This window comes from Pseudomonas sessilinigenes, assembly GCF_003850565.1.
GTDB lineage: Bacteria > Pseudomonadota > Gammaproteobacteria > Pseudomonadales > Pseudomonadaceae > Aquipseudomonas > Aquipseudomonas sessilinigenes.
In genome coordinates, this window is record NZ_CP027706.1 from 3,196,441 (window position 1) to 3,222,746 (window position 26,306).

General features: G+C 62.4%; 19 protein-coding genes. 12 read left to right on the forward strand and 7 right to left on the reverse strand.

Annotated elements, in window-relative coordinates; genetic code table 11:
• Nucleotides 1-100: 100 nt before the first annotated feature.
• The 7 genes from praB (at nucleotide 101) to C4K39_RS14795 (ending at nucleotide 10,295) form a co-directional block, all read left to right on the forward strand.
• Complete coding sequence (gene praB / locus C4K39_RS14765) at nucleotides 101-592, forward strand: alkane oxidation protein activator PraB (protein WP_124346797.1); 492 nt, start codon at nucleotides 101-103, stop codon at nucleotides 590-592.
• A 134-nt stretch (nucleotides 593-726) separates the two neighbouring features.
• A complete protein-coding gene (locus C4K39_RS14770) occupies nucleotides 727-2,181 on the forward strand; it encodes an outer membrane protein transport protein (RefSeq protein WP_124346798.1) in 1,455 nt (484 codons plus the stop codon).
• Between the two features lie 266 nt (nucleotides 2,182-2,447).
• Entirely contained in the window at nucleotides 2,448-4,997 is a 2,550-nt protein-coding gene (locus C4K39_RS14775) for an acyl-CoA dehydrogenase (protein WP_068576079.1), read from the forward strand.
• A gap of 30 nt (nucleotides 4,998-5,027) precedes the next feature.
• Nucleotides 5,028-6,380: a 3-oxoacyl-ACP reductase gene (locus C4K39_RS14780; RefSeq protein ID WP_124346799.1), complete on the forward strand. Its 1,353-nt coding sequence runs from the start codon at nucleotides 5,028-5,030 to the stop codon at nucleotides 6,378-6,380.
• Nucleotides 6,381-6,383: 3 nt separating this feature from the next.
• On the forward strand, nucleotides 6,384-7,277 hold the full coding sequence (locus C4K39_RS14785; protein WP_124346800.1) for a MaoC family dehydratase: 894 nt from the start codon (nucleotides 6,384-6,386) through the stop codon (nucleotides 7,275-7,277).
• Nucleotides 7,274-8,572, forward strand: coding sequence for an acetyl-CoA C-acetyltransferase (locus tag C4K39_RS14790; RefSeq protein ID WP_068576085.1), 1,299 nt, complete (start codon nucleotides 7,274-7,276; stop codon nucleotides 8,570-8,572). Before C4K39_RS14785 ends, C4K39_RS14790 begins: the two co-directional genes overlap by 4 nt.
• A 19-nt stretch (nucleotides 8,573-8,591) precedes the next feature.
• The gene (locus C4K39_RS14795) at nucleotides 8,592-10,295 is read left to right on the forward strand and encodes an AMP-binding protein (protein WP_124346801.1); all 1,704 of its coding nucleotides are present in this window, start codon (nucleotides 8,592-8,594) and stop codon (nucleotides 10,293-10,295) included.
• 211 nt (nucleotides 10,296-10,506) lie between these two features.
• On the opposite strand, the gene C4K39_RS14800 is transcribed toward C4K39_RS14795, so the two are convergent.
• From C4K39_RS14800 to C4K39_RS14815, 4 genes are read right to left on the reverse strand one after another with little or no spacing between them, the layout of a single operon-like run.
• Nucleotides 10,507-11,802, reverse strand: coding sequence for an efflux RND transporter periplasmic adaptor subunit (locus tag C4K39_RS14800; RefSeq protein WP_437179372.1), 1,296 nt, complete (start codon nucleotides 11,800-11,802; stop codon nucleotides 10,507-10,509).
• Nucleotides 11,783-13,282: a TolC family protein gene (locus C4K39_RS14805; RefSeq protein WP_124346802.1), complete on the reverse strand. Its 1,500-nt coding sequence runs from the start codon at nucleotides 13,280-13,282 to the stop codon at nucleotides 11,783-11,785. Before C4K39_RS14805 ends, C4K39_RS14800 begins: the two co-directional genes overlap by 20 nt.
• Nucleotides 13,275-14,474, reverse strand: coding sequence for an ABC transporter permease (locus C4K39_RS14810; RefSeq protein ID WP_068576092.1), 1,200 nt, complete (start codon nucleotides 14,472-14,474; stop codon nucleotides 13,275-13,277). Before C4K39_RS14810 ends, C4K39_RS14805 begins: the two co-directional genes overlap by 8 nt.
• Nucleotides 14,471-15,175: an ABC transporter ATP-binding protein gene (locus C4K39_RS14815; protein WP_068576094.1), complete on the reverse strand. Its 705-nt coding sequence runs from the start codon at nucleotides 15,173-15,175 to the stop codon at nucleotides 14,471-14,473. The genes C4K39_RS14810 and C4K39_RS14815 overlap by 4 nt, the downstream gene beginning before the upstream one ends.
• A 353-nt stretch (nucleotides 15,176-15,528) precedes the next feature.
• Here C4K39_RS14815 and C4K39_RS14820 point away from each other — a divergent pair, with 353 nt between their 5' ends.
• Together C4K39_RS14820 and C4K39_RS14825 are read left to right on the forward strand one after the other, a co-directional pair.
• The gene (locus C4K39_RS14820; protein ID WP_068576096.1) at nucleotides 15,529-16,278 is read left to right on the forward strand and encodes a TetR/AcrR family transcriptional regulator; all 750 of its coding nucleotides are present in this window, start codon (nucleotides 15,529-15,531) and stop codon (nucleotides 16,276-16,278) included.
• A gap of 176 nt (nucleotides 16,279-16,454) precedes the next feature.
• Nucleotides 16,455-17,402: an alpha/beta fold hydrolase gene (locus C4K39_RS14825; protein ID WP_124346803.1), complete on the forward strand. Its 948-nt coding sequence runs from the start codon at nucleotides 16,455-16,457 to the stop codon at nucleotides 17,400-17,402.
• A gap of 43 nt (nucleotides 17,403-17,445) precedes the next feature.
• Here the strand turns inward: C4K39_RS14825 and C4K39_RS14830 are convergent, their stop codons facing one another.
• From C4K39_RS14830 to C4K39_RS14840, 3 genes are read right to left on the reverse strand one after another with little or no spacing between them, the layout of a single operon-like run.
• A complete protein-coding gene (locus tag C4K39_RS14830; RefSeq protein ID WP_124346804.1) occupies nucleotides 17,446-18,759 on the reverse strand; it encodes an NAD(P)/FAD-dependent oxidoreductase in 1,314 nt (437 codons plus the stop codon).
• Nucleotides 18,756-19,844 carry a polyamine ABC transporter substrate-binding protein gene (locus tag C4K39_RS14835; RefSeq protein WP_068576102.1) on the reverse strand — a complete coding sequence of 363 codons (1,089 nt, stop codon included), beginning with the start codon at nucleotides 19,842-19,844 and terminating at the stop codon, nucleotides 18,756-18,758. The genes C4K39_RS14830 and C4K39_RS14835 overlap by 4 nt, the downstream gene beginning before the upstream one ends.
• A gap of 47 nt (nucleotides 19,845-19,891) precedes the next feature.
• Nucleotides 19,892-21,250 carry a glutamine synthetase family protein gene (locus tag C4K39_RS14840; protein WP_068576105.1) on the reverse strand — a complete coding sequence of 453 codons (1,359 nt, stop codon included), beginning with the start codon at nucleotides 21,248-21,250 and terminating at the stop codon, nucleotides 19,892-19,894.
• Between the two features lie 163 nt (nucleotides 21,251-21,413).
• Between C4K39_RS14840 and C4K39_RS14845 the strand changes: the two genes are divergently transcribed.
• From C4K39_RS14845 to C4K39_RS14855, 3 genes are all read left to right on the forward strand, one after another.
• Nucleotides 21,414-22,319, forward strand: a complete 906-nt coding sequence (locus C4K39_RS14845) for a helix-turn-helix domain-containing protein (protein ID WP_068576106.1) — start codon at nucleotides 21,414-21,416, stop codon at nucleotides 22,317-22,319.
• Between the two features lie 223 nt (nucleotides 22,320-22,542).
• Nucleotides 22,543-23,943, forward strand: a complete 1,401-nt coding sequence (locus tag C4K39_RS14850) for a hypothetical protein (protein WP_124346805.1) — start codon at nucleotides 22,543-22,545, stop codon at nucleotides 23,941-23,943.
• Between the two features lie 73 nt (nucleotides 23,944-24,016).
• The gene (locus tag C4K39_RS14855) at nucleotides 24,017-26,296 is read left to right on the forward strand and encodes a KAP family P-loop NTPase fold protein (RefSeq protein ID WP_164487287.1); all 2,280 of its coding nucleotides are present in this window, start codon (nucleotides 24,017-24,019) and stop codon (nucleotides 26,294-26,296) included.
• The last annotated feature ends 10 nt before the right edge of the window (nucleotides 26,297-26,306 follow it).

Consider the following 26,306-nt stretch of genomic DNA (forward strand, 5'->3'; position numbering starts at 1 on the left):
TCAGCCTTGATGACTATAGATGACAGGGCGAATTGTTGCTTTTGCGAAAGATATGGTCTTTAGGGCATCGGATGAGTCCCAGGAATGAGGAGGCAAGTCAATGGAAAGTATCAAGGCACTGTTGTCTTTGGTTTCTTGCCTCATTTTCCTGGGCGTAACATCTTTGGCTGGTGCCGTCACCATTGCACCGCCAGGCGTTAATTTTTCCGCGGCGGGTATTATTTCAATTACGTCGCCAGACTTTTTTAATGTTCCTTTTACCTGCAATGTCAATATCTATGGCGCTGTGGCGCCAGATGGTTCGAAGGCTCTGATCTCCAATTTTTCCATCAATGGTAGCAGCCCTCCATGCACGGTGGGCAACGCGCTGACCCTACCTTGGAACTTGTACTTTCCCACTGTTGCTGCAGGCACTGTGTCGAAAATGAATCTGAGGTTTGTTAACTATTGCAGTCCGATCCCGGTAACTATCAATGTTATTTGGGATAACTCAACCAATACCCTGAGCATCCCTTCATCGCAGCCAGTTGGCAAATGCAAGATCACGGTTTTGAGTGTCCAGCCAACGCCACGTTTAACGGTGTCGCCATGATGAATGCATGAGTTGCAGTTTTTAGTTTTACCGGAAACAGGCGTCTGATTGCAGATGCCAGCAGCAGTACCCAAGATCGGTGGGTTGACCGATCACAGCCGATAACAATAAGTAAGGTAAGTAAGGAGTAGGGCATGAATAACAAGAAATACAAGCTCCAGGCGGCCATTGGCCTGGCAGTATTGGGAAGCCTGATCGGCTCTGGCTCGGTGCAGGCGGGTGGTTTCTCTACTCCGACCTACGGGGCTCCTGGATGGGGTCGAGCCTTCGGGGGGGGCTCGCTGTTCAAGAACGACCCTAGCGCTGCATTCAACAACCCGGCGGCCATGGCCTTTATCGATCGCAACGTTGCCCAGATGACGGTCGACTACGCCCGCATCAAGATGAAGTACAAAGGCAATGCCTATGACTTCCGTGGGGACCCGGCGACCATGCTGCCTGTGGATGGAGATGGCATTCCGGGTGATACGGCTGTTCCTCTGGACGGCAATGGTGGCCAGGGTGGCTTTACCGCGTGGCTGCCGACAGGGTTCATGGTGATGCCGATCAATGATCGGTTCGCTTTCGGTCTTAGCCAGGTCGTGCCCATGGGCATGCGCAGTACCTGGGACCAGAACGGCTCCAAGCTCCGTGACTTTGCTGTCGATACCAAGATCGAAACCGTGGGCTTGACCGGTTCGTTATCGTTCAAGGTCAGGGATGATTTTTCCATAGGGGGAGGCCTCATCGTCCAGCGAAGCCAGGGATTCGTCAGCCAGAACCTCAACCTCAGCGGGGCTGCGGCACTCTCTCCCGGGTTGGGAGAAGGGGCGGCGAATTTTCCATCTGGGGCTGGATCGAACCTAATGCGGGTAAAAGTGGACAACACCTCGGTGGGCTGGTTCACCGGCGTGGTCTGGAAGCCCACGGATCGTGACACGCTGGGCCTGAATTATCACGCCAAGATCAAGAACAAGATGGAGGGGAATTACAACATCTATGCCGATAAACTGGGGCGTGATCAAATGACGATCCCTGCGTACCCGGGCAACAAGACTCTGGTAGAAGCGGCCTATCCCGGCCTGAAGCTGAACCCCGACGGAGCCAAGGCGTCCACGCAACTGGATATTCCTGCAACCGTCGGCCTGGACTGGGTGCATGTGTTCGATGATCGTTTCACTCTCGGAGCCAGTATGCTCTGGACCCAATGGTCATCGTTCAAGGACCTGACCCTCAAGTCCCAAGGCAACACCATCGTCTCCATCCCGTACAAATACAAAGACACCATGATGTACTCCCTGGGCGGCGACTATCGTTTCACCGACCAGCTGACCTTGCGTGCCGGTGTGGCATTCGACGAGACCCCGACCCGGGATTCGACCCGTGACCCGCGGATCCCAGACAACGATCGCTGGTTCACCTCCCTGGGCTTTGGCTATGACATCAAGGCCATTCCAGGCCTGACCATCGACGGCGCCTACTCTCGGCAATTCGTCAAGGAGGCCAAGCTCAAGACCGTCAACCAGGACCGCCTCGGCGGTTCTCGCCTGGACGGCAAGGTCGATGCCAAGGGTGAAGTGGTGAGCCTATCCGCCACCTATAGCTTCTAAGGACGAACCCCCACCGAGCCAACGACAGCACCAAGGAATTGCGCTGTTGCCGTTGGCTAAACAGGCCTTTGTAGAGGCCGTTTTCATTCATTTTTCCCCCTTCTGGCTGACTGCGTTCAGCCATTTTGTGTTGTAGAAAAATGTTAAATAAAAATTTCAAAATAAAATTTGAAACGCACTTGTTTCCTTTGTAGTGTGGTTTCCGAGGGGCCGGCACAACGCCCGGGCTCCAAGGAGCTGTCTCGTTAGAACAAGAGAGGTATTCCATGATTGTCTGGTTATTGGTGGGAGTTGCCGCGGCGTTGGCCCTGGCGTATCGGCAGGCAACGGCAGCCCTGTGGCTGGGTGCCGGCCTGGTCTGGCTGGCGGCCGGGCATCTGCTGGGCCTGGTAGGCACCCTGGGCCTGGTCCTGGGGATCGTGCTGGTGGTAGCACCTGCTGCATTGCTGACGCTCAAGCCGCTGCGTCGTACCTTGCTCACCAGCAAGGCCTTGGCGATGTTTCGCAAGATCATGCCGGCGATGTCCGATACCGAGCGTGCGGCCATCGAGTCCGGCACCGTGTGGTGGGACGCCGAGCTGTTCAGCGGCAAGCCCGACTGGAAACGCCTGCTGGGTGCTGCACCGGCCAGCCTGAGCGCCGAAGAGCAGGCGTTCATGGACAACGAAGTGGAAACCCTGTGCGACATGGCCAACGACTGGGAAACCACCCAGGTCTGGCAGGACCTGTCGCCCAAGGCCTGGCAGTACACCAAGGAAGCCGGCTTCCTGGGGATGATCATTCCCAAGCAGTACGGCGGCAAAGGTTTCTCGCACTATGCCCATTCCCAGGTGGTGATGAAGCTCTCCACCCGCTGCTCGGCGGCGGCGATCTCGGTCATGGTGCCCAACTCCCTGGGCCCGGCCGAACTGCTGCTGCACTACGGCACCGAGGCCCAGCGCCAGCACTACCTGCCGCGCCTGGCCCGTGGCGAAGACATTCCGTGCTTTGCCCTGACCAGCCCCTATGCCGGCTCCGACGCCGGGGCCATCCCCGATACCGGCGTGGTCTGCAAGGGCCAGTTCGAAGGCCAGGAGGTCCTGGGCTTTCGTGTCACCTGGGACAAGCGCTACATCACCCTGGGGCCGATCGCCACCGTGCTGGGCCTGGCATTTCGCGCCGAAGACCCGGACGGCCTGCTGGGCAAGAAGGGCAGCCTGGGCATCACCTGCGCACTGATTCCCACCACCCATCCGGGGGTGAACACCGGGCGCCGGCATTGGCCGCTGAACGCGGTATTCCAGAACGGCCCGACTACCGGCAAGGATGTGTTCATTCCCCTGGAGTGGGTGATTGGCGGCGCGGCGCAGGTGGGCAATGGCTGGCGCATGCTGATGGAGTGCCTGGCCGCCGGGCGGGCGATTTCCCTGCCGTCGTCCAACGTCGGCCTGGGCAAGGTCGCGGTCCGCGGCACGACCGCCTATGCGGCGATGCGCAAGCAGTTCGGCCTGCCCATTGGCAAGTTCGAGGGCGTCCAGGCGCCCCTGGCGCGCATGTCCGGGCACCTGTATGCCTGTGACTCGGTACGCCGGGTATCGGTGGCGTCCCTGGATGCCGGCGAAAAACCTTCGGTGATCTCGGCCATCGCCAAGTACCACGTCACCGAGCGCGCGCGGATCATCGTCAACGACGGCATGGATATCGTCGCTGGCAAGGGCATCTGCATGGGCCCCAACAACTTCCTGGCCCGCGCCTACCAGCAAAGCCCGATAGCCATCACCGTGGAAGGCGCGAACATCATGACCCGCTGCCTGATCATCTACGGCCAGGGGTTGATCCGTTGCCATCCTTACGTGTTCCGCGAGATGGAGGCGGCCCGCGATACCGGGCGCAAGGGCCTGGAGGATTTCGACAGCGCCATGTTCGGCCACATCAGCTTCGTCTTCGCCAACACCGTGCGCGCGGCCGTGCATGCGGTGACCGGCGGGCGCCTGATCAAGGCCCCGAGCAACACCGACAAGGCCCTGGCGCCTTACTACCGCCAGGTCCAGCGCCTGTCGGTGGTGCTGGCCCTGGTCTCGGACATCTCCATGGGCGTGCTGGGCGGCGCACTCAAGCGCAAGGAAAGCATCACCGGGCGTTTGGGCGACATCCTCTCCCAGCTGTACATCCTGTCCTGCGTGTTCAAGCGCTTCGAGGACGATGGCCGGCCCCAGGCCGACCTGCCCCTGGTGCACTGGGCTGCCCAGGACGCGCTGCTGCGGGCTCACGAGGCCCTGGCCGAAGTCCTGGAAAACTACCCGTCCAAGGCCGCGGCGCGGATCATTCGTGGCCTGAGCTTTCCGTTCGGCATTCCCCAGCACAAACCCAGCGACCGCCTGCTGGCAGAGGTCGCCGAGCTGGTGCAGACCCCGGGCGCGACCCGCGACCGCCTGCTGGCCGATTCCTACATCCCGCAACCGGACATCGACAAGCTGGCCTACGGCGAACTGGCGTTCCGCCTGCAACCGCAGGTGGAGCTGATCGAGGCGCGGCTCAAGCCGGCGGTCAAGCAGGGCACCCTGGCACCGCTGCCGATCTCCCGCGACGCCTTCGACGTATGGCGACTCAAGGCCCGGGAACTGCAATTGATCAGCCAGGACGAGGACGAATTGCTCGACCGCTATGTGGAGTACGGCGATCACGCGATCCAGGTAGACGACTTCCCGCAGGATTTCGGTCTGTTGGAAGCCTTGCAACAACGCCAGGCGCATTTCGAACAGAGCGCCAAGCCGGCCTCGCGCAAGCGCAGCGCCAGCAGCGAAGACACGGTAGCGGCCAGCGACTCGGCCTATTGACCTTCTACTGGTTTTGATTGGAATCCATATATGTCCGACGGTTATCTTTCGTTCGTCAATTCCGGGTGGGGCCGCTGGCTGGCCCAGCGCACCGGCCTGCCACAACCGGTGCCGCTGCAACGCAACCGCGAGGGGCAGGGCGGCAACCTGATCAACCCGGTGATTCTCGCTGCGGCGCCCGAGGGGCGCCTGTTGGGCGAGTTGCAACGGATCTTTTCCGCCACCGATATCGTGGCGGCGCAGGCCGCAAGCATCAACGCGCCCTCGACCGTGAAGGTCCAGGGCGTGGTGTTCGATGCCACCGGGCTGGGCGACGTCGCCCAGCTCGATGAGCTGTATCGCTTCTTCCATGCCAACGTCCGGCGCCTGACCGCCCATGGCCGGGTCGTGATCCTGGGGACGCCGCCGGAACGTTGCACCGAACTGGCCCAGGCGGTGGCCCAGCGTTCGCTGGAGGGTTTCGTGCGTTCCCTGGGCAAGGAACTGCGCCGGGCCATCACCGTACAACTGCTGTATGTCGAGCCCGGTGCCGAAGCGGAACTGGACAGCAGCCTGCGTTTCTTCCTGTCCCGGCGCTCGGCTTATGTCTCGGGCCAGGTGGTACGCATCGGCGAACCGGTGGATGTGCCTCGGCAGCTGGATTGGGAGCGGCCCCTGGGGGGGCGCCGGGCCCTGGTTACCGGTGCCTGTCGTGGCATCGGCCTGGCCATTGCCAAGGTCCTGGCCCGCGAAGGCGCCCAGGTGGTGTGCCTGGACATCCCGCAGAGCGAGGCCGAGCTGCAACAGGCCGCCGCCAGCCTGGGTGGCAGCGCCCTGGCCCTGGACATCACCGCGGCCGATGCTGGCCAGCGCCTGCTGGCGTTCGTCGCTGAGCAGGGCGCCTTCGATATCGTGGTGCACAACGCCGGCATCACCCTGGACAAGACCCTGGCGAAGATGACCGAGGCCGCCTGGCGCAAGGTCATGGCCGTCAACCTGGAAGCGCCGTTGCTGCTCAGCCAGGCGCTGCTGGAGGGGCAGGGGCTCAATCCGGGCGGGCGGATTGTCTGCGTGTCGTCGATTTCCGGTATCGCCGGCAACCTCGGCCAGAGCAACTACGCCACCTCCAAGGCCGGGGTCATCGGCCTGGTCCAGGCCCTGGCGCCGTTGGCGGCGCGCCAGCAGATCACAGTCAACGGCGTGGCCCCGGGGTTCATCGAAACCCAGATGACCGCGAAGATCCCGTTGATGATCCGCGAGGCGGGACGGCGGATGAACTCCATGTCCCAGGGTGGGCAGGCGGTGGATGTGGCCGAGACCATCGCCTGGCTGGCCCATCCAGCCTCCGGCGGGGTCAATGGGCAGGTGGTCCGCGTTTGCGGGCAAAGCCTGCTGGGAGCCTGAGCCATGAGTGCCGATTCCGCGATTCGCATCATCGAGCCGCCACCGTCCCGTGGCCAGTTGCTCTACGACGGCCTGCGCGGCTTGCGCAAGCCCAAGCTTGAGACCGCACCGCCGTTGCCTACCGAGCGCCTGGTGCGCCCGGCGGTGGAGCTGCAGGCGGCGCAGGTCGCCCGTTATGCCCAGGCCTGCGGGTTCCGCCGCGAGCATGGGGTGCCGCTGTCGTTCCCCCATACCTTGGCGTTTCCCCTGCATCTGTTGCTGCTCACCAGCCGGACCTTTCCCTATCCGGCCAGTGGCATGGTCCACCTGGCCAATCACATTCGCCAGCATCAGCGCCTGGAGGAGGGCCAGGCCCTGCGCCTGGAAGTCTTTGCCGAGCGCTGGGTCGCCCATCCCAAGGGCCAGGCCCTGTCCATCGCCACCCGTGCCTACAGTGGTGGCGGGCTGGTCTGGGAGGGCGACAGCCTGTACCTGCGCCGCGGCGTTTCCAACCCTGTGGGCGAGCCCTGGGCTGGGGCGCTGGAACTGGATGAACAGGCCCTGGTGCGCACCCAACGCTGGAGCCTGGCCGGGGACCTGGGGCGACGTTTCGCCAAGGTCAGCGGCGACTTCAATCCGATCCACACCTCCTGGCTGGGTGCGCGATTGTTCGGTTTCCGTCGGCCCATCGCCCATGGCATGTGGACCCTGGGCCGGGCCCTGGCGGCGCAACAACCACCGCATCCGCTGGCCGTGGCGCAGTTGGATTGCGAGTTCAAGCTGCCGATTTTCCTACCGGCCTCGGTAAGCCTGTGGAGTCGCGTGCCCGACGGCCCGCGCCATGAATTCGAAGTGCGCAACAACGCGGGCGACAAGCCCCATATGCGCGGCCTACTGACCTGGGGAGCTCGGGAATGACTGAGTACAGTTTCAATCCGGCGCCGGTGCGCCGGGTAGCGATCATCGGTGGCAACCGGATTCCGTTCGCCCGTTCCAACACGGTGTATGCCAATGACAGTAACCAGGACCTGCTGGTGGCGGCCCTGCAGGGCCTGGTGGACAGGTACGGCCTTGCCGGACAACGCCTGGGGGAGTTCGCCGCGGGGGCGGTGATCAAGCATTCGCGGGACTTCAACCTGGCCCGTGAGTGTGTGATGTCCACCACGTTGTCGCCGCAGACCCCGGCCTACGATATCCAGCAGGCCTGCGGCACCGGGCTGGAGGCGGCGCTGCTGGTGGCCAACAAGATCGCCCTGGGGCAGATCGAGGTGGGTATTGCCGGTGGCTCCGATACCACCTCCGATGCGCCCATCGGCATCAACGAAGGCTTGCGTCGCACCTTGCTCGCGGCCAATCGCGCCAAGGGTACCGGCAACAAGCTGCGTAGCCTGCTCAAGGTGCGCCCGGGGATGTTCTTCAAGCCATTGCTGCCGCGTAACGGCGAGCCGCGCACCGGCCTGTCCATGGGCGAGCACTGCGAGGAAATGGCCAAGCGCTGGCAGATCAAGCGCCTGGCCCAGGACGAACTGACCCTGGCCAGCCACCAACGGTTGAATGCGGCCTATCAGCGGGGTTTTTTCGACGACCTGATGACGCCGTATCGCGGCCTTGCGCGGGACAACAACCTGCGGGCCGACGCCAGCCTGGAAAAGCTCGCCGGCCTGGGACCGGCCTATGACCGCAACAGCGGCACCCTGACGGCCGGCAACTCGACGCCCCTGACCGATGGCGCCTCGGTGGTGCTGCTGGCCAGCGAAGAGTGGGCCGCGGCCAACAACCTGCCGGTGCTGGCCTACCTGCGTACCGGGGAGACCGCGGCGGTGAACTTCGTCGATGGCACCGAGGGCCTGCTGATGGCGCCAGCCTACGCAGTACCGCGCATGCTGGCCCGGGAGGGGCTGGGGCTTGGCGACTTCGATTTCTATGAGATCCACGAAGCCTTCGCTGCCCAGGTGCTGTGCACCCTCAAGGCCTGGGAGGATGCCGACTATTGCCGGGACAAGCTCGGGCTCGAAGGGCCGCTGGGGAGCATCGACCGGGCCAAACTCAACGTCAACGGCGGCTCCCTGGGGTGCGGGCATCCTTTTGCCGCTACCGGTGGGCGGCTGTTGGCGGCCCTGGCCAAGGCCATTCACGAGCGCGGGGGAGGCCGCGGACTGATTTCCGTCTGTGCAGCAGGCGGGCTGGGTGTAACCGCCATCGTCGAAAAATAAAATAACAAGGAGACTGCCCATGAGCGTCGCAAGCCTGCAACCTGCCGAGCGTATCTGGCTCAACGCTTACATGTCGGGTGTACCCAGCGATATCGAAGCCGACATCGACCGTTACCCGTCGTTGCGCGAGGTGTTTCTCGAACACGTGGACAAGTATCGACAACGGGTGGCCTATGTCAGCATCGGCACCGAGATGGGCTACGACCTGTGGGAAAAGCGCGTGTTCGCTTTCGCCGCCTGGCTGCAGTCCAAGGGGGTGAAAAAGGGCGATCGGGTGGCGTTGATGATGCCCAACAGCCTGCAGTACCCGATCTGCCTGTTCGGTACGCTGCTGGTCGGCGCCATGGTGGTCAACGTCAACCCGCTGTACACCGCCCATGAGCTGCGCCATCTGCTCAAGGACAGCGGCGCCGAGACCGTGGTGATCTTCGAGAACTTCGCCCATACCCTGGAACAGGCCATGCCGGGCAGCAAGTTGAAGAACATCGTGGTGGCCTCCATCGGCGACCTGGTGGGCACCTTCAAGGGGGCGGCGCTGAATTTCGTCCTGCGCCATGTGCAGAAGCAGGTTCCCAAGTTCAACCTGCCAGGTTCCATTCGCTTCCCGGCGATGATGAAGCTGGCGGCCGTGCTGGAGTACCGGCCGGTGGAGCTTGCGCAGGACGACATCGCCTTCTTGCAGTACACCGGTGGTACCACGGGCGATGCCAAGGGCGCCATGCTCACCCACCGCAACATCCTGGCCAACCTGATGCAGGCCAAGGCCTGGGTCGGCGACCAGCTGGACGAGAACCAGCAGGAAACCAACGTCACCCTGCTGCCGCTGTACCACGTGCTGTCGCTGACGGTGAACTGCCTGATGTTCATGTGCCTGGGGGGGCGCAATATCCTGATCGCCAACCCCCGTGACGTGAAGCGGGTGCAGATGATCCTGCGCAAGGAAAAGTTCAGCGGCATCGTCGGGGTCAACACCTTGTTCAATGGCTTGCTGGAGAACGAGGAATTCCGTGGGCGCGATTTCTCCGACCTGAAGCTGGCGATTGCTGGTGGCATGGCTACCCACACCGCCGTGGCCCAGCGTTGGAAAGAGGTGACGGGGGTACCGATCGTCGAGGGTTATGGGCTGACCGAATGCTCGCCGGTGGTGAGCATCAGCCCGATCGAGGTCGCCCGTGTGCGCGAAAGTGATTTCAGCGGCACTATCGGTGTGCCGCTGCCGTCCACCTGGGTGCGCTTCATGCGCGAGGACGGCCAACTGGCGGACATCGGCGAGGAGGGCGAGTTGCAGGTACGCGGCCCGCAGGTGATGAAGGGCTACTGGCAGCGACCCGAGGAAACCGCCAAGGTCCTGGACCGCCACGGCTGGCTCTCTACGGGCGATATCGGGGTGATGAACGAAAAGGGCTTCATCCGCCTGGTGGACCGCAAGAAGGACATGATCCTGGTGTCTGGCTTCAACGTGTACCCCAACGAGATCGAGGATGTGGTGGCCTTGCATCCCGGGGTGGCGGAAGTAGCGGCCATCGGCGTCGAGGATGGAGTCACCGGGGAGAAGGTGAAGATCTTCGTGGTGCGCAAGGACCCGAACCTCACCCAGGAGCAACTGCTGGCCCACTGCCGGGAATACCTCACCGGCTACAAGGTGCCGCGCTACGTTGAGTTCCGTGTCGAAGAGCTGCCCAAGACCACGGTCGGCAAGGTCCTGCGCCGGGCCCTGCGCTGAACCTGAGCACAACGGGCATGTGATGGAAGCGAGGCTTGCCCGCGATGGTCGTGAGCGGTAGTGCGCGTTTACGGGATAAACGCAGCGCTCTGCAGTCCATCGCGGGCAAGCCTCGCGCCTGATGTCCTTAACCGATCGGCATTGCACTGCGGGGCGCTTTTTTATGCCTGCAGTTTCCTCAAGGCTGGCAAGCCACATCTTCCCAGCGTGCTCACTGGCCCTCGGGCAGCCGTACCTGGCCTGATTGCAGGCCGAACACTTCCACGCCTTCGGCCGTCGATTGGCCTGTGGTCACGGGTACCCGCCGGGGCGGCTGGTCGGCTGCGGGGCGATATTCCACGCTCATGCCCTCGGCGCTGTGCTGGATCGCCGAGGGAGGTACCACGATCGCCTGGTCATTGCTGTAGGTAATGATGGTGAGCCGGGCGCTCATGCCCAGGCGTACCCGTTGCAGTTGTTCCTGGGTCAGCTTGGGAACCGACAGGGTCACGGGGAATTGGGCGCTGCCGCCCGAAGCATCTGCCGGCAGGGCGAGGCTGCTGACGATGTCCACCTGGCCGCGAAGGCGCTCGCCATCGAAGCCATCGCCGAGAATCTCCACGCTCTGGCCCTGGCGTAGCTGGTTGATATCCAGCTCCGAGACCTTGCTGACGATTTTCAGCTGCTCGATGTTGGCCAGGCCGAACAGCGCCTGGCCCTGGCCGACCTTGCTACCGTTCTGGATCGAGCCCGAGGTGGCAGCCGAGGCCGCTTGCGCCAGGGTGATCCCGGGTGCCGGCACGACGATCCCGGCAAAGGGCGCCTTGACGTCCTTGCCGGCAAGCAAAGCGCGCAGGGCTTCGTACTTGACCGTGGCATTGGTCAGTTCCATGTCGGCGATCTGGCGGTATTCGCCCTTGCCCTGTTCCTGTGCCTGCTGCAACTCGCCCTGGGCCGCGGTCAGGTCCATGCGTTGGGTCTGCAATTGCTGGGTCAGGTCATCGAGTTCGTTGCGGGGGATGATGCCCCGGCTGAACAGGTTCTGGCTCTCGTTGAGCTTGCGCTCGGTATTGCTGACGGTCATCTGCGAGGTTCGCAAGGTGCGTCGGGCCCTGGACACTTGGGGGCTGTTGTCCCAATCCTGCAACTCCTGCACCGTGCGGCGTGCCTTGAGCTGTACCGACAAGGCCTCGCGCAACTGGATCTCGATCAGGCTCGGGTCCATTTTCAGCAGCACCTGGCCGGCTTCGACCCGCTGGCCCTGTTCCACCAGGCTGGCCAGGACATTGCCGTCGAAGGGCGCTACCAGGCTGATGGTCTGCAAGGGTTCGATCTTGCCCACCAGGCCGATCTGGTGGGTCAATGGCGCGTTGCTCACTTCGATCCATTGCCCTTTGCCGGGTTGCGGCTCGGCCGGGGCGCGATAGCTGATCACGACGGCACCGGCCACCACCAGCAGGGCGATGGCAATGCCAGCCTGGATACGGCGTTTGCGTAGTTTCTTGGGATCAGAAGTCGTTGAGCTCAATGTCCCAGGTCTCCAAGGTCGTGCCCAGCGTCAGGTCCAGTTGGGTCTGGGCGTTGAGATAGGCAATGAGGGTATTCAGGCGCGCGTTTTCGCTGGTACGCAAATCGTTTTCATAGCTCAGTACCTGGAAGTTGCTGGAGCGTCCGGCGCTGAGCTTTTCCCGCTCGATTTCCAGCTTGCGCCGGGATAGCTCCACGGCGCGCTGGGAGATCTCATATTGGCGCCAGCGCGTCCCCAGGTCGCGCACTACATCGTTGACATTGCGCTCCAGTTCCTGACGGGCTTCGGCAATGGTCAGCTCCTGCTTCTCCACGGCAACCCGGGCCTGGACTTCCTGTTGGCGGGTCTTCGGGTCACCGATGGGAATTTGTACCTGGACCCCGGCATAACTGTCCCAGTTACGCCTTGAACCGTTGCCGCTGTCATTGTCGTAGCGATTGCGAACCTGATTGGCGCCAGCGACCAGCGAGACATCCCAGAGTCCCTGGCTCTTGGCCACGACCAGGTTCAGATCGGCCTGCTGGCTGCCCAGCAGGGTCGCCAGGTAGTTGGGCTGCTGGATTTGGGCCAGGCGCAAGGCCTCCTGGCGGCCGATGCTGATCTGTGTTGCTTGCAACGCATCGCTGGCTCGAACCCGGGCCGACAGGTCAAGCGCCAGCAGGCGCAGCAATGACAAGCGATTGCTGTCGACCTGATTGCGCGCATCCTCGACCCCCAGTTCCTGGGTGGCGATATCGGCCTCAGTCTGCACGATCTCGAATTCGGCCATCCGGCCGGCGGCAATCAGGGCCCGGTTCACGTCGAGCAGGGCATTGGCCCGCTTGAGCGCCGCCTCCACGATAGTCAATTGCTCCTGGGCCCGAAGCAGATCGCGGTAGGCGCTGATGACGGCGGATATGGTTTGCGCCACGCCAGCCTTGAGGTTCAGGCGATTGGCTTGCTCGTTGAGGCGTACCAGGCGCAGGGGCGCGGTGGTGACATCCCAGCCGGCGCCCTTGAGCAGCGGTTGGATAATGGAGAGGTCCAGCCCGTCCCGGCGGTTGTAACCGGCCCGGTTGGCATTGCTCAGCTCCTGGTTCCAGGCCAGGTTCAACCGAGTCCCGTATTCGGTGAGCAGGGTCGAGGAGGGTTTGAGCGTGGCGTTGCGTACACCGTCCGCACTGCCTCTGTTGGCCTGGTAGGTGCCGTTGATCGAGAACTTGGGGTTGAAGGTGTCTTCCGCGACCAGCAAGTCGTATTTCTGCGTGACACGGTCCAGGTAGGCGCTGCGGATTGTGCGGTTGTTGCGCAGCCCCAGGTAGACGGCATCGGCAAGGGTCAGGTCGACCTGCTGGTTCAGCAGTGTGGCGCCGTCCTGGTGCCCACCGATATTGCGCATGCTGGGGGCCGATGCCTGGCTGAGCACATCCATCTCCTTGGCCAGGGCCAATGGGCTGAGCAGGCATGACCACAGCAACAGGGCGACGATACGTTCACTCATCCCGCAAGGCCTCCACCGGTTGCAGGGCAGAGGCCGAAAGCGCCGGATACAGGCCGAAGAACAGGCCGATCAGCAAGGTGCTACCGACACCCAGTGGCAGTGAGGTGGACGCCAGGGCGAATTCCCAGCCGGAGACCCGGGCATAGAGATAGGCGGCGCTGATTCCCAGGAGGGCCCCTGACAAGGCCCCAACGGCTGTCAGGGTCACCGCCTCGAGCAGGAACAGGTTGCGAATGTCCCGGCGTCGGGCCCCCAATGCCATGCGGATACCGATCTCCCGACGCCGTTCCGAGACGTTCATCAACATCACGTTCATGACGCCAACGCCACCGCCCACCAGGGAGATCCCCCCCAGCGCCATCAGCAAATAGCCGAAGGTGCGGCTTTGCCGGGTCATGCCGTCGATGATCTGCTGTGGTATCTGGACCTCGACGCCTCGCCCTGGGACGAGTTTTTTCAAGGCTTGCTCCAGATCGCTGGCCACGTGGTTCATATCCTGTGCCGGGGCTGCGCGGGCGATGAGGTTGCTGATCTGTGGCGAGGGAGAAATTCGCCGCATGCCTTCCAGCGGTATGAACAGTGAGTCGTTGGTCTGTACCGGGATCAATACCGCGGAGGGTTGTTCGCGCAGAATGCCGATGATCTGGAACAGGTAATCGTTGACCCGAACCCGGTCCCCTAGCCGCAGGGGGTGATGGGGCGTACTCAAGGTCCGGGCGATGTTGGCGCCGATTACTGCATAGGTTTCACCGGCATCGAATACCGAGAGGAAACGACCTTCCAGCAATTGCAGGCGCATGGCCTGGGCCAGCGGTGCGGTAGCGCCTACCAGGCCGGCATTGGTGGTCCGCCCCTGGAAGACCACCGGGCCGCTGAACAGGGATACGGGCGCGATATGCAGGATGTGTGGCAGGCGCTGGTACAGGTAGTCGATATCCAGGACCGCAGGCATCCGGGCCTTGCTGCCGGATGTATCGGGAAACTGTACGGCAAGGGTATCGGTGCCCATGTCCTGGAAGATCGCCGCGGCATCCTTGGCGGCGTTATGGCCGATATTGATCAGGGCCACCACCGAGGAGCTGCCGATGACGATGCCCAACAGGGCCAGGATCGAGCGCTTGCCCAGGGTCCGCAGGCTGACGAAGGCTTCGTGCAGCAGCTGGCTGGCGCTTTGCTCGAGCATCAGGCTCATGCCGGACAGACCTCTTGCACCACGCCGTTGTTGACCCGGATTTGCCGCTCCAGGCGCTGGGCGATGCCGGGGTCGTGGGTGACGATGATTAGGGTGACCTGGCGTTCACGGTTCAACGACAGCAGCAGGTCCATGATGTCCCGGGCCGTGTGGCTGTCGAGGTTGCCGGTGGGCTCGTCGGCGAGGATGACCGAGGGTTCGCCCACCAGTGCCCGGGCGATGGCCACCCGTTGCCGCTGGCCGCCGGACAGGTCCGCCGGACGGTGGTCGGCACGCTGCCCGAGGCCGACCTGGTCGAGCATGTGCATGGCTCGCTCCAGGGACTCACGCCGTGCTACCCCACGGTAGCTCAGGGGCAGGGCGACGTTGTCCAGTGCGCTCAGGCGTGGCAGCAGGTTGAAGCTCTGGAACACGAAGCCGATCTGGCGGTTGCGGATCGCCGCCAGCTGATCGGGGCTGGCGCGGAAGATATCGTGGCCAGCGAAGCGATAGTCGCCGCTGTCGGGCAGGTCCAGCAGGCCGAGGATATTCAGCAGGGTACTCTTGCCAGAGCCGGAGGCACCGAGGATGGCGCAGCTTTCACCGGCCTGGATGGACAAGGAGACGTTCTTGAGAATATGGAGCGGTTGCTCCGCCAGCCGATAGCTCTTGCCTATGCCCTGCAGGGAGATGAAACCTTGCTCGATTATCGTCTCTGTCATCGCTTACTGCGCCGGCTGGCTCGACGGACTGTCTGAAAAAAACCACACCTGGGGGAGTCTTCGGGGCAGTTTTTTGGAGCAGCGCCAAGCTCTGGTTTTATTTATTATTTTAAAAAACTTGTTTGAATAGTAACTGCGTTCATTCCTGGGCGCTAGCTGTCTAGAGCGGGTAATCGAGCGCTTTTTTTGACAGCTTTGGAGCAGGAACCCACTGGTCACAAAACGGCCTATGGGCGCTTTAGGAGTCCCTCAGGCCCTTGCTTTTAGGGAATCTCGCGGGTATAAAAAATCAAATTTTTTTTTAAAACACTGTTCGAACGGTCAGTTTTTCATCCAGTAAAGGTTAGCCCTCCATGGTCGCCAAGAAACTCAGTGCCCCCAATGTCACCAAGACCCGACTGCTGGAAGCGACCGAGGCATTATTCATCAAGTACGGCTACGACGCCGTGCTGCTGCGCCAGATCACCGAACGGGCCAAGGTCAACCTGGCGGCGGTGAACTATCACTTCGGCGACAAGGACTCGCTGATGAAGGCCCTGCTGATGCAGCGCCTGGGGCCGCTCAATGATCAGCGCCTGGAGCTCTTGGCCAAGTGCGAGGAGCAGAGCGACGGGCCGCTGGATTGCGAAACCCTGCTGGGGGTGTTGTTCGCCCCGGCGATGGGCATGGAACGCAGTGATGAAAGCGGCGGCGTGGAAGGTCGTTCGTTCATCCGCTTCCTTGGCCGGGTCTACAGCGATACCTCGCCCTTCATCCAGGAGTACCTCAAGGAACACTACCAGCCGGTGTTCGAACGCTTTTTCAAGGCATTCGCCCTGGCCCTGCCGGACCTGCCGCGTAACGAGTTGGGGGTGCGCCTGCAGTTCGCCCTCAAGGCGATTTCCGGGGTGATGGCGGGCACCGAGTTGCGGCTGTTGATGCAGGCGATGAGCCTGGGGCGCCCGGCCACCGATGCCGAGGTCATGGCCAAGCTGATCAGCCTGGTATCGGCGGCGATCCGCGCGCCAATGCAGGACCCGGACTCAGAGCAGGCACTGGAAAAGGTCCTCGCGACCCAGCGACTGATCCGCCAGCAAAGCCATGCCCTGGCCGGGCACCTGTAGCCGCTGCCGAGCTGGCGAGGCTGCGACCGGCTGCGCAGCCGCCGCAGTTCGCGAATCCACCTGAGCTGATGTCCGCCGCGCAGAGCCGACACCCGCATCATTCGGCTGATCGATGATGCTCAATGCCTGGCAGGACATCTGCTAGGTTTTCCTGGCACTTGCCAGGAGCCCTCGCCATGACTTCCTTCCAGCAGCACATTCTGGCCGTCAACGGCATCGAACTCAGCGTCTGGGTGGCCGGCCCCGAGCAAGGCCGGCCCGTTTGGCTGCTCCACGGCTTTCCCGAGTGCTGGCATTCCTGGCGGCACCAGGTGCCGGCTTTGGCGGCGGCCGGGTTCCGGGTCTTTGTCCCGGAAATGCGTGGCTACGGCCGCAGCTCCGCTCCCCAGGCGATAGCAGACTACGACCTGCTGACCCTGTGCGCCGATATCCAGCAGGCCATGGAGGCCTTCGGTCACGAGCGGGTGTGCATGGTTGGCCACGACTGGGGAGCGCCGGTGGCCTGGCACCTGGCTCTGTTGGAGCCGCAGCGGGTGGCGGCGCTGGTGACGATGTCGGTGCCCTTTGCCGGGCGGCCCAAGCGCCCGGCCAGCGAGATCATGCGCCAGGTGCACGGTGGGCATTTCAACTACATCCTGTATTTCCAGGAACCGGGCGTGGCCGAGGCCGAGCTCGACGCTGACATCGATACCAGCCTGCGGTTGTTCATGGGCAATATCGAGGCCCTGCTGCAACCCAAGCCGGCCGACTCCCGATTGTTCGATGGCGTGACCATCCCCGACAGCTTGCCCAGCTGGTGCCCGGAGGAGGATTTCCAGGTCTATCGGCAGGCTTTCGTTGGCAGGGGATTTCGCCCGGCCTTGAACTGGTACCGCAATTTCGAGCGCAATTGGCAGCGTACCGAGTTTCTCGCGCAAGCCCGGGTCATACAGCCTACGTTGTTCCTGTTGGGCGATCGCGATCCGGTCGGCGTGCTGGAGGCCCATACCCTCAAGCGCATGCCCGACCGGGTCGCCGACCTGGAGCAGCATGTGCTGCAAGGGTGTGGGCACTGGATCCAGAGCGAGCGTGCGCAGCAGGTCAACCACCGGCTGCTGGACTTCCTGCACAGGCGCTTTTTGTGAACCTGGGCATGCGCCCACTTCCCGAGCCCTGGGAGGTGGGCCGTCAACCCAGGACTTCACGCAGCCGATGCCAGAGCATGCCCAGGGCCAGCAAGGGCGCACGCAAGGCGGGCCCGCCGGGAAAGGTCATGTGCGGTACCGCGCTGAACACGTCCAGGCCCTGGCTGTGGCCGGCATGGATCGCCTCGGCCAGCAGCCGCGCGGTCCAATGGGTGACGTTAAGTCCATGTCCGGAGTACCCCTGGGCGTAGTACACGTTGGGGAACTGGCGCAGGCGTCCGACCTGGGGGAAGCGGTTGGCGGTGATGCCGATCTTGCCACCCCACTGGAAGTCGATACTGATGTCCCCCAGTTGTGGGAACACCTTGAGCATCTTCGGCCGCATGTAGCCGGCGATATCCGCTGGATCGCGGCCGGAGTAATGGCAGGCCCCACCGAACAGCAGGCGCCGGTCGGCGGTCAGCCGGTAATAGTCGAGGCCGACTTTCTGGTCGCACAGTGCCAGGTTGTCCGGGATCAACTGCCTGGCCAGAGATTCGGGCAGCGGTTCGCTGGCGATGATGTAGCTACCCGCGGGCAAGACCTTGCCGCTCAGGCGCGGCTCCAGGTCCTCCAGGTGAGCGTTGCACGCCAGCACCAGGCGTCCGGCTCGCACGGTGCCCCTGGCGCAGCGCAGCGTCACGCTATCGCCGTGGCCTAGCTCCAGCACCGGGCTGTGCTCGAAGATCCGCACGCCCAGGGACGTCGCTACCCGGGCTTCGCCCACCACCAGCTTGAGGGGGTGCAGGTGGCCTGAGCCCATGTCCACCAGGCCTCCGGCGTAGGCCTTGGAGGCCACTACCTGGTGCATGTCCCGGGCCGCCACGAGGCGGGTGGCATGGCGATAATCCAGGCTCAGCAGGTGCTCCTGTTCGCTTTGGAATGCGGCGAACTGGGCCGGAGTATTGGCCAGTTCGCAGAACCCCCAGCGCAGGTCGCAGTCGATCCCGTGCTTGGCGATACGCTGGCCCACCACCTGCACCGATTCGATACCGGCCTGTTCCAGGTATTTCAGTCCTTCCTGGCCGACATAGCGGGCAAAGCCGCTGATGTCATGGCCGATACCGCGGATCAGTTGCCCGCCGTTGCGCCCGCTGGCGCCCCAGCCGATGCGCCGGGCCTCCAGGAGGATCACCGACAGCCCGCGCTGGGCCAGCTCGATGGCGGTGTTGACCCCGGTGAAGCCGCCGCCAACCACGCAGACGTCGGCTTGCAGGTCGCCTTCCAGGGATGGGTAGCCGGGCAGGGCACCGACCGAGGTGGCGTAATAGGAGTGGGCGTGCCCGTTGGCACCGCCCAGGGAGAGTGGCTGGTTCATTTGTTGGACTTCACTTTGCTCCACGAGCGAGTCATGACGCGCATGATCGCGGGAGACGGAGTGCTGGCGATGTACAGCTTGTCCAGCACCTCCTTGGGTGGGTAGACCTCGGGATCGTTCACCAACTGGGCGTCCATGTACTGCTGGGAGGCCGGCGTGGGGTTGGCATAGCCGACCTGGGCGCTGACCTTGGCGATTACTTGCGGGTCCAGCAGGTAGTTGATGAAGGCATGGGCCTGTTTGGTATTGGCGGCGTCCGCGGGAATGGCCATCAGGTCGAACCACAGGTTGCTGCCTTCCTTGGGAATCGCGTAGGCGATGTTCACTCCATTCTTGGCTTCCCTGGCCCGGTTGGCGGCCTGGAAGGCATCGCCGGAGTAGGCGAACGCCACGCAGATATTGCCGTTGGCCAGGTCCGAGACGTACTTGGAGGAGTGGAAGTAGGTGATGTAGGGGCGCAGGCTCAACAGCTTGGCCTCGGCCTTCTGGTAATCGGCCGCCGATTGGCTGTTGGGGTCCAGGCCCAGGTAGTTGAGCATCGCCGGCATGACTTCATCGGGCGAGTCCATCAGCGAGACCCCGCATTGCGCCAGCTTCTTCAGATTCTGCGGTTCGAACAGCACCGCCCAGGAGTCGATATGGTCGATGCCCAGCACCTGCTTGACCTTGTCGACGTTGTAGCCAATGCCATTGGTGCCCCACAGGTAGGGCACCGAGTACTGGTTGCCGGGATCGTTCTGCTGCAACAGGGTCATCAGCTTCGGGTCCAGGTTCTTCCAGTTGGGCAGTTGCGTCCGGTCCAGCTTGAGGAAGGCCCCGGCCTTCACCTGGCGGGTGAGGAAGTGGTTGGAAGGCACCACCACGTCGTAGCCGGTACGTCCGGCCAGCAGCTTGCCTTCCAGGGTCTCGTTGGAGTCGAACACATCGTAGATCACCTTGATCCCGGTCTGGGCCTGGAAGTCGGCCAGGGTCGTCTTGCCTATGTAGTCGCTCCAGTTGTACACGCTGACGCTGGGTTCGGCCTGGGCGGCGGTGCTGCACAGGGTCGCCAGGGCGACCGGGATCACTGCTTTGAATAGACGCATGTTCGACACCTCTGTGGGATGTTTTTGTTGTTCGTAAAATCGCCGGATCAAACGCTGAGCAGCAGGAACTCGCGTTCCCAGGAGCTGATCACACGCTTGAAGTTCTCGTTCTCGGCACGCTTGACCGCGACATAGCCACGCACGAACTTGCGCCCCAGGTACTGCTCGATGACCGGGCATTCCTCCATGTGCGCCAGGGCGTCCTCGATGGTGATCGGCAGGCGCAGGTTGCGTCGCTCGTAGGCGCGGCCTTCCACCGCCGCGCTGGGGGCAATGCCTTCGACCATGCCCAGGTAGCCGCACAGCAGGCTCGCGGCGATCGCCAGGTAGGGGTTGGCATCGGCACCGGGCAAGCGGTTTTCCACCCGCGTGGCTTCCGGGCTGGAGGTCGGTACCCGCAGGCCGGCGGTGCGGTTTTCCACGCCCCATTCGACGTTCACCGGGGCCGAGGTATCCGGCAGGAAGCGGCGGAACGAGTTGACGTTGGGGGCGAACATCGGCAGCACCTTGGGGATGTACTTCTGCAATCCGCCGATGTGCTGCAGAAACAGCTCGCTCATGCTGCCGTCGTCGTTGGTGAATACCGGCTTGCCGGTGGCGATGTCCACCACGCTCTGGTGCAGGTGCATGGCGCTGCCGGGCTCATCGGTGATCGGCTTGGCCATGAAGGTGGCGGTGACGTTGTGCTTGAGCGCGGCCTCGCGCAGGGTGCGCTTGAACACGGTGATCTGGTCCGCCAGGTCCAGGGCGTCGCCATGGCGGAAGTTGATCTCCATCTGCGCCGGGCCGTCTTCGTGGATCAACGTATCGAGGTCCAGGCCTTGGGCTTCGCACCAGTCGTAGACGTCCTCGAACAGTGGGTCGAATTCGTTGGCGGCATCGATGGAGAATGACTGCCGGCCGCTCTCGGCACGTCCCGAGCGTCCCAGGGGCGCTTGCAGCGGCAGGTCCGGGTCTTCACAACGCTGGGTCAGGTAGAACTCCATTTCCGGAGCCACGATCGGCTGCCAGCCCTTGTCGGTGTAGAGCTGCAGGACTTTCTTCAGCACATTGCGTGGCGACAGTTCGATGGGGTTGCCGAATTTGTCGAATGTGTCGTGGATGACAATGGCCGTGGGTTCCAGGGCCCAGGGCACCAGGTAGATCGACGAGGGATCGGGACGACAGAGCATGTCGATGTCAGCCGGGTCCAGCAGTTCGTAGTACAGGTCGTCGTCGACAAAATCCCCGGTTACCGTTTGCAGCAGGACACTTTCCGGCAGGCGCATGCCTCGCTCATGCAGGAACTTGTTGGTGGGTGCGATCTTGCCGCGGGCAATGCCGGTCAGGTCGCTGACCACGCACTCTACTTCGGTAATCTTGTGCTCTTTCAGCCATGAGGAAAGCTGATCGAAAGGGGCGTTCATAAAGACCTCGATGATTGTTTTCATCTGCACCCAGGTGAGCGGGAGTATCCCGGCAAGGCTTCCCCTGCGGCGCATTGGCGACTATCTTGGGCGAGCCTTGTGGTTCCATCTATCCACTTTCAACAGACGCAAAACGCACCAAAAGAGTGCGTAAGGTCTTCCCATGACGACGTCCAATCCGCTTCAAGTCCAGGCCTTCAAGGCCTTCGATGTGATCGACCAGGTCCGGGCCACCCCCGGTTGGGTCCAGCAGTACCGGCAGATGTCCCCCGGGCATTTCAATGGCCTGGTGCGTTACCTGGACCTGCAGGGCGTGCAAATCTACGAAGAGCGCATGAATACCCGGGTCGAACAGAACTTCAATGCCCCCGAAGGCGCCCTGGCGTTCTGCTTCGATCGCAGCGACAACGCGCTGTACGTGCTCAATGGCGAGAGCCGCAATATCTGGATCACCCCCGAGAACTACCAGGAAGTGGCGGTGGTGTTCGGCCCCGAGTTCGTCCAGGGCCAGGGCCTGGGGGTCGAACGCCTGGATGGCCTGTTCATGGCGCCCTTGACCTGCCAGCAGAACGCGTTGTTCTGCCGCTGGCTCAGCGCGACCTTGACGCGCTTGTCACAGACCCTCGATCCACCCAGCCGGGAAGCCCTGACCCAGCAGTTGCTGGATGACTGCCTGTACATTCTCGACAACGCTTGCGTGCGCCTGGACCGCGATGGCCTGCAACGGCGCACGGAGGAACGGGCCATCATGCAGCGGGTCGCGCAATGGGCCGCCGACCTGCCCGAGGAAACCCTCAACCTGCTGGAACTGGCCCAGGTCGCCGGGGTGTCCCTGCGCCAGTTGCAGAGCGCCTTCAAGGCCTTTACCGGCATGGCTCCCAGCCAATGGCTGCGCCTGCGCCGGCTCAACAGCGCCCATCGCGAGCTGCGCAGTTGCAATCCACAGGAAACCACGGTGGCCGAGGTGGCGATGCACTGGTCGTTCTGGCACCTGGGGCGTTTCTCCAGTAGCTATCGGGCGTTGTTCAAGGAGTTGCCCAGCCAGACCCTCAAGCGTCGTCCTGGATGAAAAGCTGACCTGTCGTTTGTGGCTGCTTGGCAAGCAAGACTCCGCAGGACGGCCGGCGGTGCCACGCCGTGCGTTTCATCGGGTTGCAAGACCAGGTTGTCTGTCCAGAAACGAGCATCGAGGTGGGGCTGATCAGCCTCCGGTAGCGGCTTGCGCCTAAAAGATGGCGATTTGACATAAACCATTTAGAGTAATGAGCGGGATTTACAATCAAGGATTGATGATGGACAGATCCGTACGCTCCACCTATCGCAAGAGTGTCCTGTTGACAGGTGTGTTATTGAGTGCGACGGGCTGCTTGAAAGCCCAGGCTGCCGAACCTGATTTCATCACGGTGCTGATCGAGAACGAGGGTGACTACCCAATCACTTTCGAACCTGCATTCAATGTCAACGCGGCGGATTTCGAGCGCAAGTACCCCATTGATGTGCCTCGGTACGCCACTCTCAAGGGGACGGAGGCAGGGCCGGTGGTGATTGGGTCGCGCCAGCAGGGAGTGCTGGTGATGGCACTGAAGAAACCGGTCATCAATATCGTCGATCTCTTCAGCAAGGACTGGGGCTTCAATCTCAAGTTCTGCCAAGAGCGAGGTGCCTGCGATGAAGCCCGCGTGAGTGGCACCATTCGTTCCACCACGAGCTTCAGGTGGTCACAGACGAATAACTTCAGCAACGCCTCGTATGGCAGCATGACCAACGCGGAAATGCAGGCCTATGCCGGTGCCAAGTCTGCTGTTTCGGGAATACTGACTGTGCTCGGCGGTGTGCTGGGCCTGCCTTTCGGTATTGGCGGTATCTTTGGAGGGTTGCCCGATGCGCAAGACTTCAGGGTGACCTTGAAGCAGCAGTGCAATGCCCGCTTTTCCATGAATCTGGAACCCTCGGTTGCCCAGGATGGCGCGTTTCTTGTGGATCTGCGGGTCAACCGGGTGCTCCCCAGCGACATGACCAACTTCAATGGCTTTGTCATTGATGACAGCGCGGTACACAGCAACGGCTTCCATATCGTCGAAAACAGTTGCACCGATGGTCGGCAGGCCCAGTGCCTGATCAAGCTGCGCGGTGGAACGAGCGTTACCAACCTCAACACCACCGAATTCGCCGTCAGTAACCGCGCCGGATGCAAGGCCGACGAGAAACTGGCCTATTCCCAGGGCTCTTTCATGCTGAACAACAAAGTCGGCTTTCCGGTGCGCTACACGTTGTTCATCAAGGACCGCATGGTGGACAACGGTGAGGTCTGGCCTGATCAGAACAAGGATTTGCGCCAACTGGTGGGGCAGGTCATGGCCACTGTCGGCGATCAGGAATGTCCACAAGCCCAGGACCCCTGGATGGGTGGGCGGCGCATGGGCGTCTGTCCGCTGCGGTTGGAAGTCCAGGGTGATGGCGGCCCGGGGCTCAAGGGCAGCTTGCGTTGTACACTTTCCATGCGCCAGGGCACCGTGGGCGACCCCAATGCCGACTACATGAATCTCTACAGCTTGACTGGCTGTACGCCGAGCATGCCGGCCTCTATCAGTCCGACAGCCGATTTCTACCAGATGGATATCAAGCGCATGGTGCCGTTGAGCGGGATGTACAAGATGATTTCCATCGATCTGTTCAAGCCCGTTCGTCCCTAGAGAGTGAGGCGGCCCGTGGTGGTAGCAAGCAAGAGCAATGAGCACCAGGAACCAGGATAAGGAACTGCAACGAATGTCGACCATCCAGAATGCTAGCGTCTCTGGTGGAAATGATGCGCCACTCACTCACCGCCAGGACGATCTTCTGGACCGCTGGCCGTTAGCCAAGCTGATTCATCGCGTGATCACTTCCACTCCCCCGGACTGGTCCTCGCGCATCGGCCTGTACGGCCAGTGGGGCAGCGGCAAGACCAGCGTGCTGAACTTCCTGCAGCAGATTGCAGAGGAAAAGGGCGATATCGTCATCCGCTTTCCCGTCTGGCGCACCAACGGTGAAGACGGGTTCCTGGCCCGCTTCTACCTGGAGTTGACTGAAGCACTGCAAGGTGAAGGCCTGGCCGAGCCCTTGCGTCCCTGGCTGCGGCGCTTGAGCCAGAAGGTCAGCCATATCGCAGCCAAGGCGACGGATACGGTTGCCCAGGCGCAGCTTCCGGACTCACTGGAGTACGGTCAGGTCATCACTGCTGCGGCCAAGGTATCGGGGGTCGTGTTCGACAAGTTGGGCAGCATGCTGCAACTCAAGGAAGAGGACCTGGAGGCGTTGCACAGACAGTTGGGTGCGCGCCGGGTGATTGTCTTCATCGACGACCTGGATCGCGCCGACCCGAAGATTCTGCCGGAAACGCTCCTGGCCCTGCGGGAGCTGCTCGACTGGCCTGGGTTCGTCTTTGTCCTGGCGTTCGATCATGAGCTGATCAGCCGGGCGTTGTGCAGTTACTCCGAGGCTTTTGGCGAGTCCGCCCAGCACTTCCTGGACAAGATCATCGACGTACCCTTTGCCCTGCCGGCACCCACGGCCAAGCAGACAGAGAAGATGGTGATGAAGAACCTGCAGGCGTGCTGCGGTTTTTTGCCCGCGACGACGATCGAGCGCTGTGCCCGGTGGTTTCCCGGCAATCCGCGGCAGGCCAAGCGCATCTGTCGCAGCCTGTCGGTGTTCGGTGCGGCGGCAGAGCGGCACAACGAGGGTGATCTGGACTGGCACGGGATTGTCTTGCAGACCCTGCTGCGTGAGCTGGAGCCCAGGATGCTCGAGCATTTTAACCAGCACACCCAAGTGCTCTTCAATGCGTTCGGCCCCAACATGCTGGGTGGCCCAAACGAGGAAGAGCGCGAGCAGCAGCGACAGGCAGCGCTCGCCACGAGCCGCTTCGATCCAGAGGGACCGTTGGCCCAACGCTCCTTGCAACTGTTCGAGGCGTTCGTACTCGCACGGCGCGACAGCCAGTCGGGGCCGGAGAAAATCGACTACGAGATGAGCCTGGCAACCCTGGTACCTGCCTTCACGCTTCGAGAGTTTGCGCTGTTCTTCGATAGCTGGCTGGAGCATCGGAGCAAGGGGGTCATCGATGAGTTCATCCACCAGGCCATCGACCGGAGTGGGGAAACCGAGCGCCTGGTGATAAGGGACATGCTCAATGCCGCCAACATCCAGTATGGGCAGCTTCACAGGGCGGCTGGCGCGTGTTACTCCCGGAGTGCATTTGAAAGTGCCACTGATAAATGCCTGGCGCTGCTGGAGTTGATGGAGTGGTTCTACGGCGAGGGGGCGAGCGAGACCATGAGGGCGGTTTGTCGGGAGCCCGAGGCCTGCCTCGCCGCGATCAGGACCTTCTTCGATTTCCTGAGCCTGGATGACACTGAACTGGATCGGAACATTCGCCAACGCGAATGGTGTTTGGCCCAGCGCATTGCGGCTAACTGTGATGAACCGAACCAGATTCACTTTGCGGTCAAGACCCAGTTCCGACAACTCATCAGCTATGGCAGGCAGGACTTTGAGGCCCGCGACCAGTACCTGGACAAAGTGACACAGGCAGTGGTGCCAACCCTGGTGCGCAGGGCGATCGAGCTGTTCTTCTGCCCAAACGGTATCGCCAACTCATTGTTTTCGGAGAACTCGAAGTATCAATGGCTGCTAAGTGGCAAGAGCTCGCCCTTGTATGAGAGCACGGCCGCAATAGAGCTGTTGGAGACCCGCATGCAGGCTTCCAGGGATGCCCGGCAGAATGCCGTGCTGGCAGATAACGCATCCGCTTACCTGAGCTACTTCGAGCTGGGTGATTCATTTATACAGCCGTTGCTCCACTACTCGGCCGCTACCCATGGTCGGTACGTTCAATTGAGTTGGCAGGCCTTGACCCAGGTCGAACCCAGGGTCCAGGTACTGGTTCGGCTCAGGAACCTGCGCCGCAACCTGTTGGCAGTAGGCGTGGCAGAGTCGCTGTTGCCCATTCCCGCTTGGTGGGCGGGCAGGGAAGGCGACCTGGAGCATGAGCAGCTGGGCCTGTAGCGGCTTGGCA

Excerpts from the sequence above, each read along its gene's own strand:
- C4K39_RS14820 (WP_068576096.1), top strand. The coding sequence starts at position 15,529 with ATGGTCGCCAAGAAACTCAGTGCCCCCAATGTCACCAAGACCCGACTG.
- C4K39_RS14790 (WP_068576085.1), top strand. The coding sequence starts at position 7,274 with ATGACTGAGTACAGTTTCAATCCGGCGCCGGTGCGCCGGGTAGCGATC.
- C4K39_RS14805 (WP_124346802.1), bottom strand. The coding sequence starts at position 13,282 with ATGAGTGAACGTATCGTCGCCCTGTTGCTGTGGTCATGCCTGCTCAGC.
- C4K39_RS14780 (WP_124346799.1), top strand. The coding sequence starts at position 5,028 with ATGTCCGACGGTTATCTTTCGTTCGTCAATTCCGGGTGGGGCCGCTGG.
- C4K39_RS14770 (WP_124346798.1), top strand. The coding sequence starts at position 727 with ATGAATAACAAGAAATACAAGCTCCAGGCGGCCATTGGCCTGGCAGTA.
- C4K39_RS14835 (WP_068576102.1), bottom strand. The coding sequence starts at position 19,844 with ATGCGTCTATTCAAAGCAGTGATCCCGGTCGCCCTGGCGACCCTGTGC.
- C4K39_RS14855 (WP_164487287.1), top strand. The coding sequence starts at position 24,017 with ATGTCGACCATCCAGAATGCTAGCGTCTCTGGTGGAAATGATGCGCCA.
- C4K39_RS14810 (WP_068576092.1), bottom strand. The coding sequence starts at position 14,474 with ATGAGCCTGATGCTCGAGCAAAGCGCCAGCCAGCTGCTGCACGAAGCC.
- C4K39_RS14785 (WP_124346800.1), top strand. The coding sequence starts at position 6,384 with ATGAGTGCCGATTCCGCGATTCGCATCATCGAGCCGCCACCGTCCCGT.
- C4K39_RS14775 (WP_068576079.1), top strand. The coding sequence starts at position 2,448 with ATGATTGTCTGGTTATTGGTGGGAGTTGCCGCGGCGTTGGCCCTGGCG.
- praB (WP_124346797.1), top strand. The coding sequence starts at position 101 with ATGGAAAGTATCAAGGCACTGTTGTCTTTGGTTTCTTGCCTCATTTTC.
- C4K39_RS14840 (WP_068576105.1), bottom strand. The coding sequence starts at position 21,250 with ATGAACGCCCCTTTCGATCAGCTTTCCTCATGGCTGAAAGAGCACAAG.
- C4K39_RS14825 (WP_124346803.1), top strand. The coding sequence starts at position 16,455 with ATGACTTCCTTCCAGCAGCACATTCTGGCCGTCAACGGCATCGAACTC.
- C4K39_RS14830 (WP_124346804.1), bottom strand. The coding sequence starts at position 18,759 with ATGAACCAGCCACTCTCCCTGGGCGGTGCCAACGGGCACGCCCACTCC.
- C4K39_RS14850 (WP_124346805.1), top strand. The coding sequence starts at position 22,543 with ATGGACAGATCCGTACGCTCCACCTATCGCAAGAGTGTCCTGTTGACA.
- C4K39_RS14795 (WP_124346801.1), top strand. The coding sequence starts at position 8,592 with ATGAGCGTCGCAAGCCTGCAACCTGCCGAGCGTATCTGGCTCAACGCT.
- C4K39_RS14845 (WP_068576106.1), top strand. The coding sequence starts at position 21,414 with ATGACGACGTCCAATCCGCTTCAAGTCCAGGCCTTCAAGGCCTTCGAT.
- C4K39_RS14815 (WP_068576094.1), bottom strand. The coding sequence starts at position 15,175 with ATGACAGAGACGATAATCGAGCAAGGTTTCATCTCCCTGCAGGGCATA.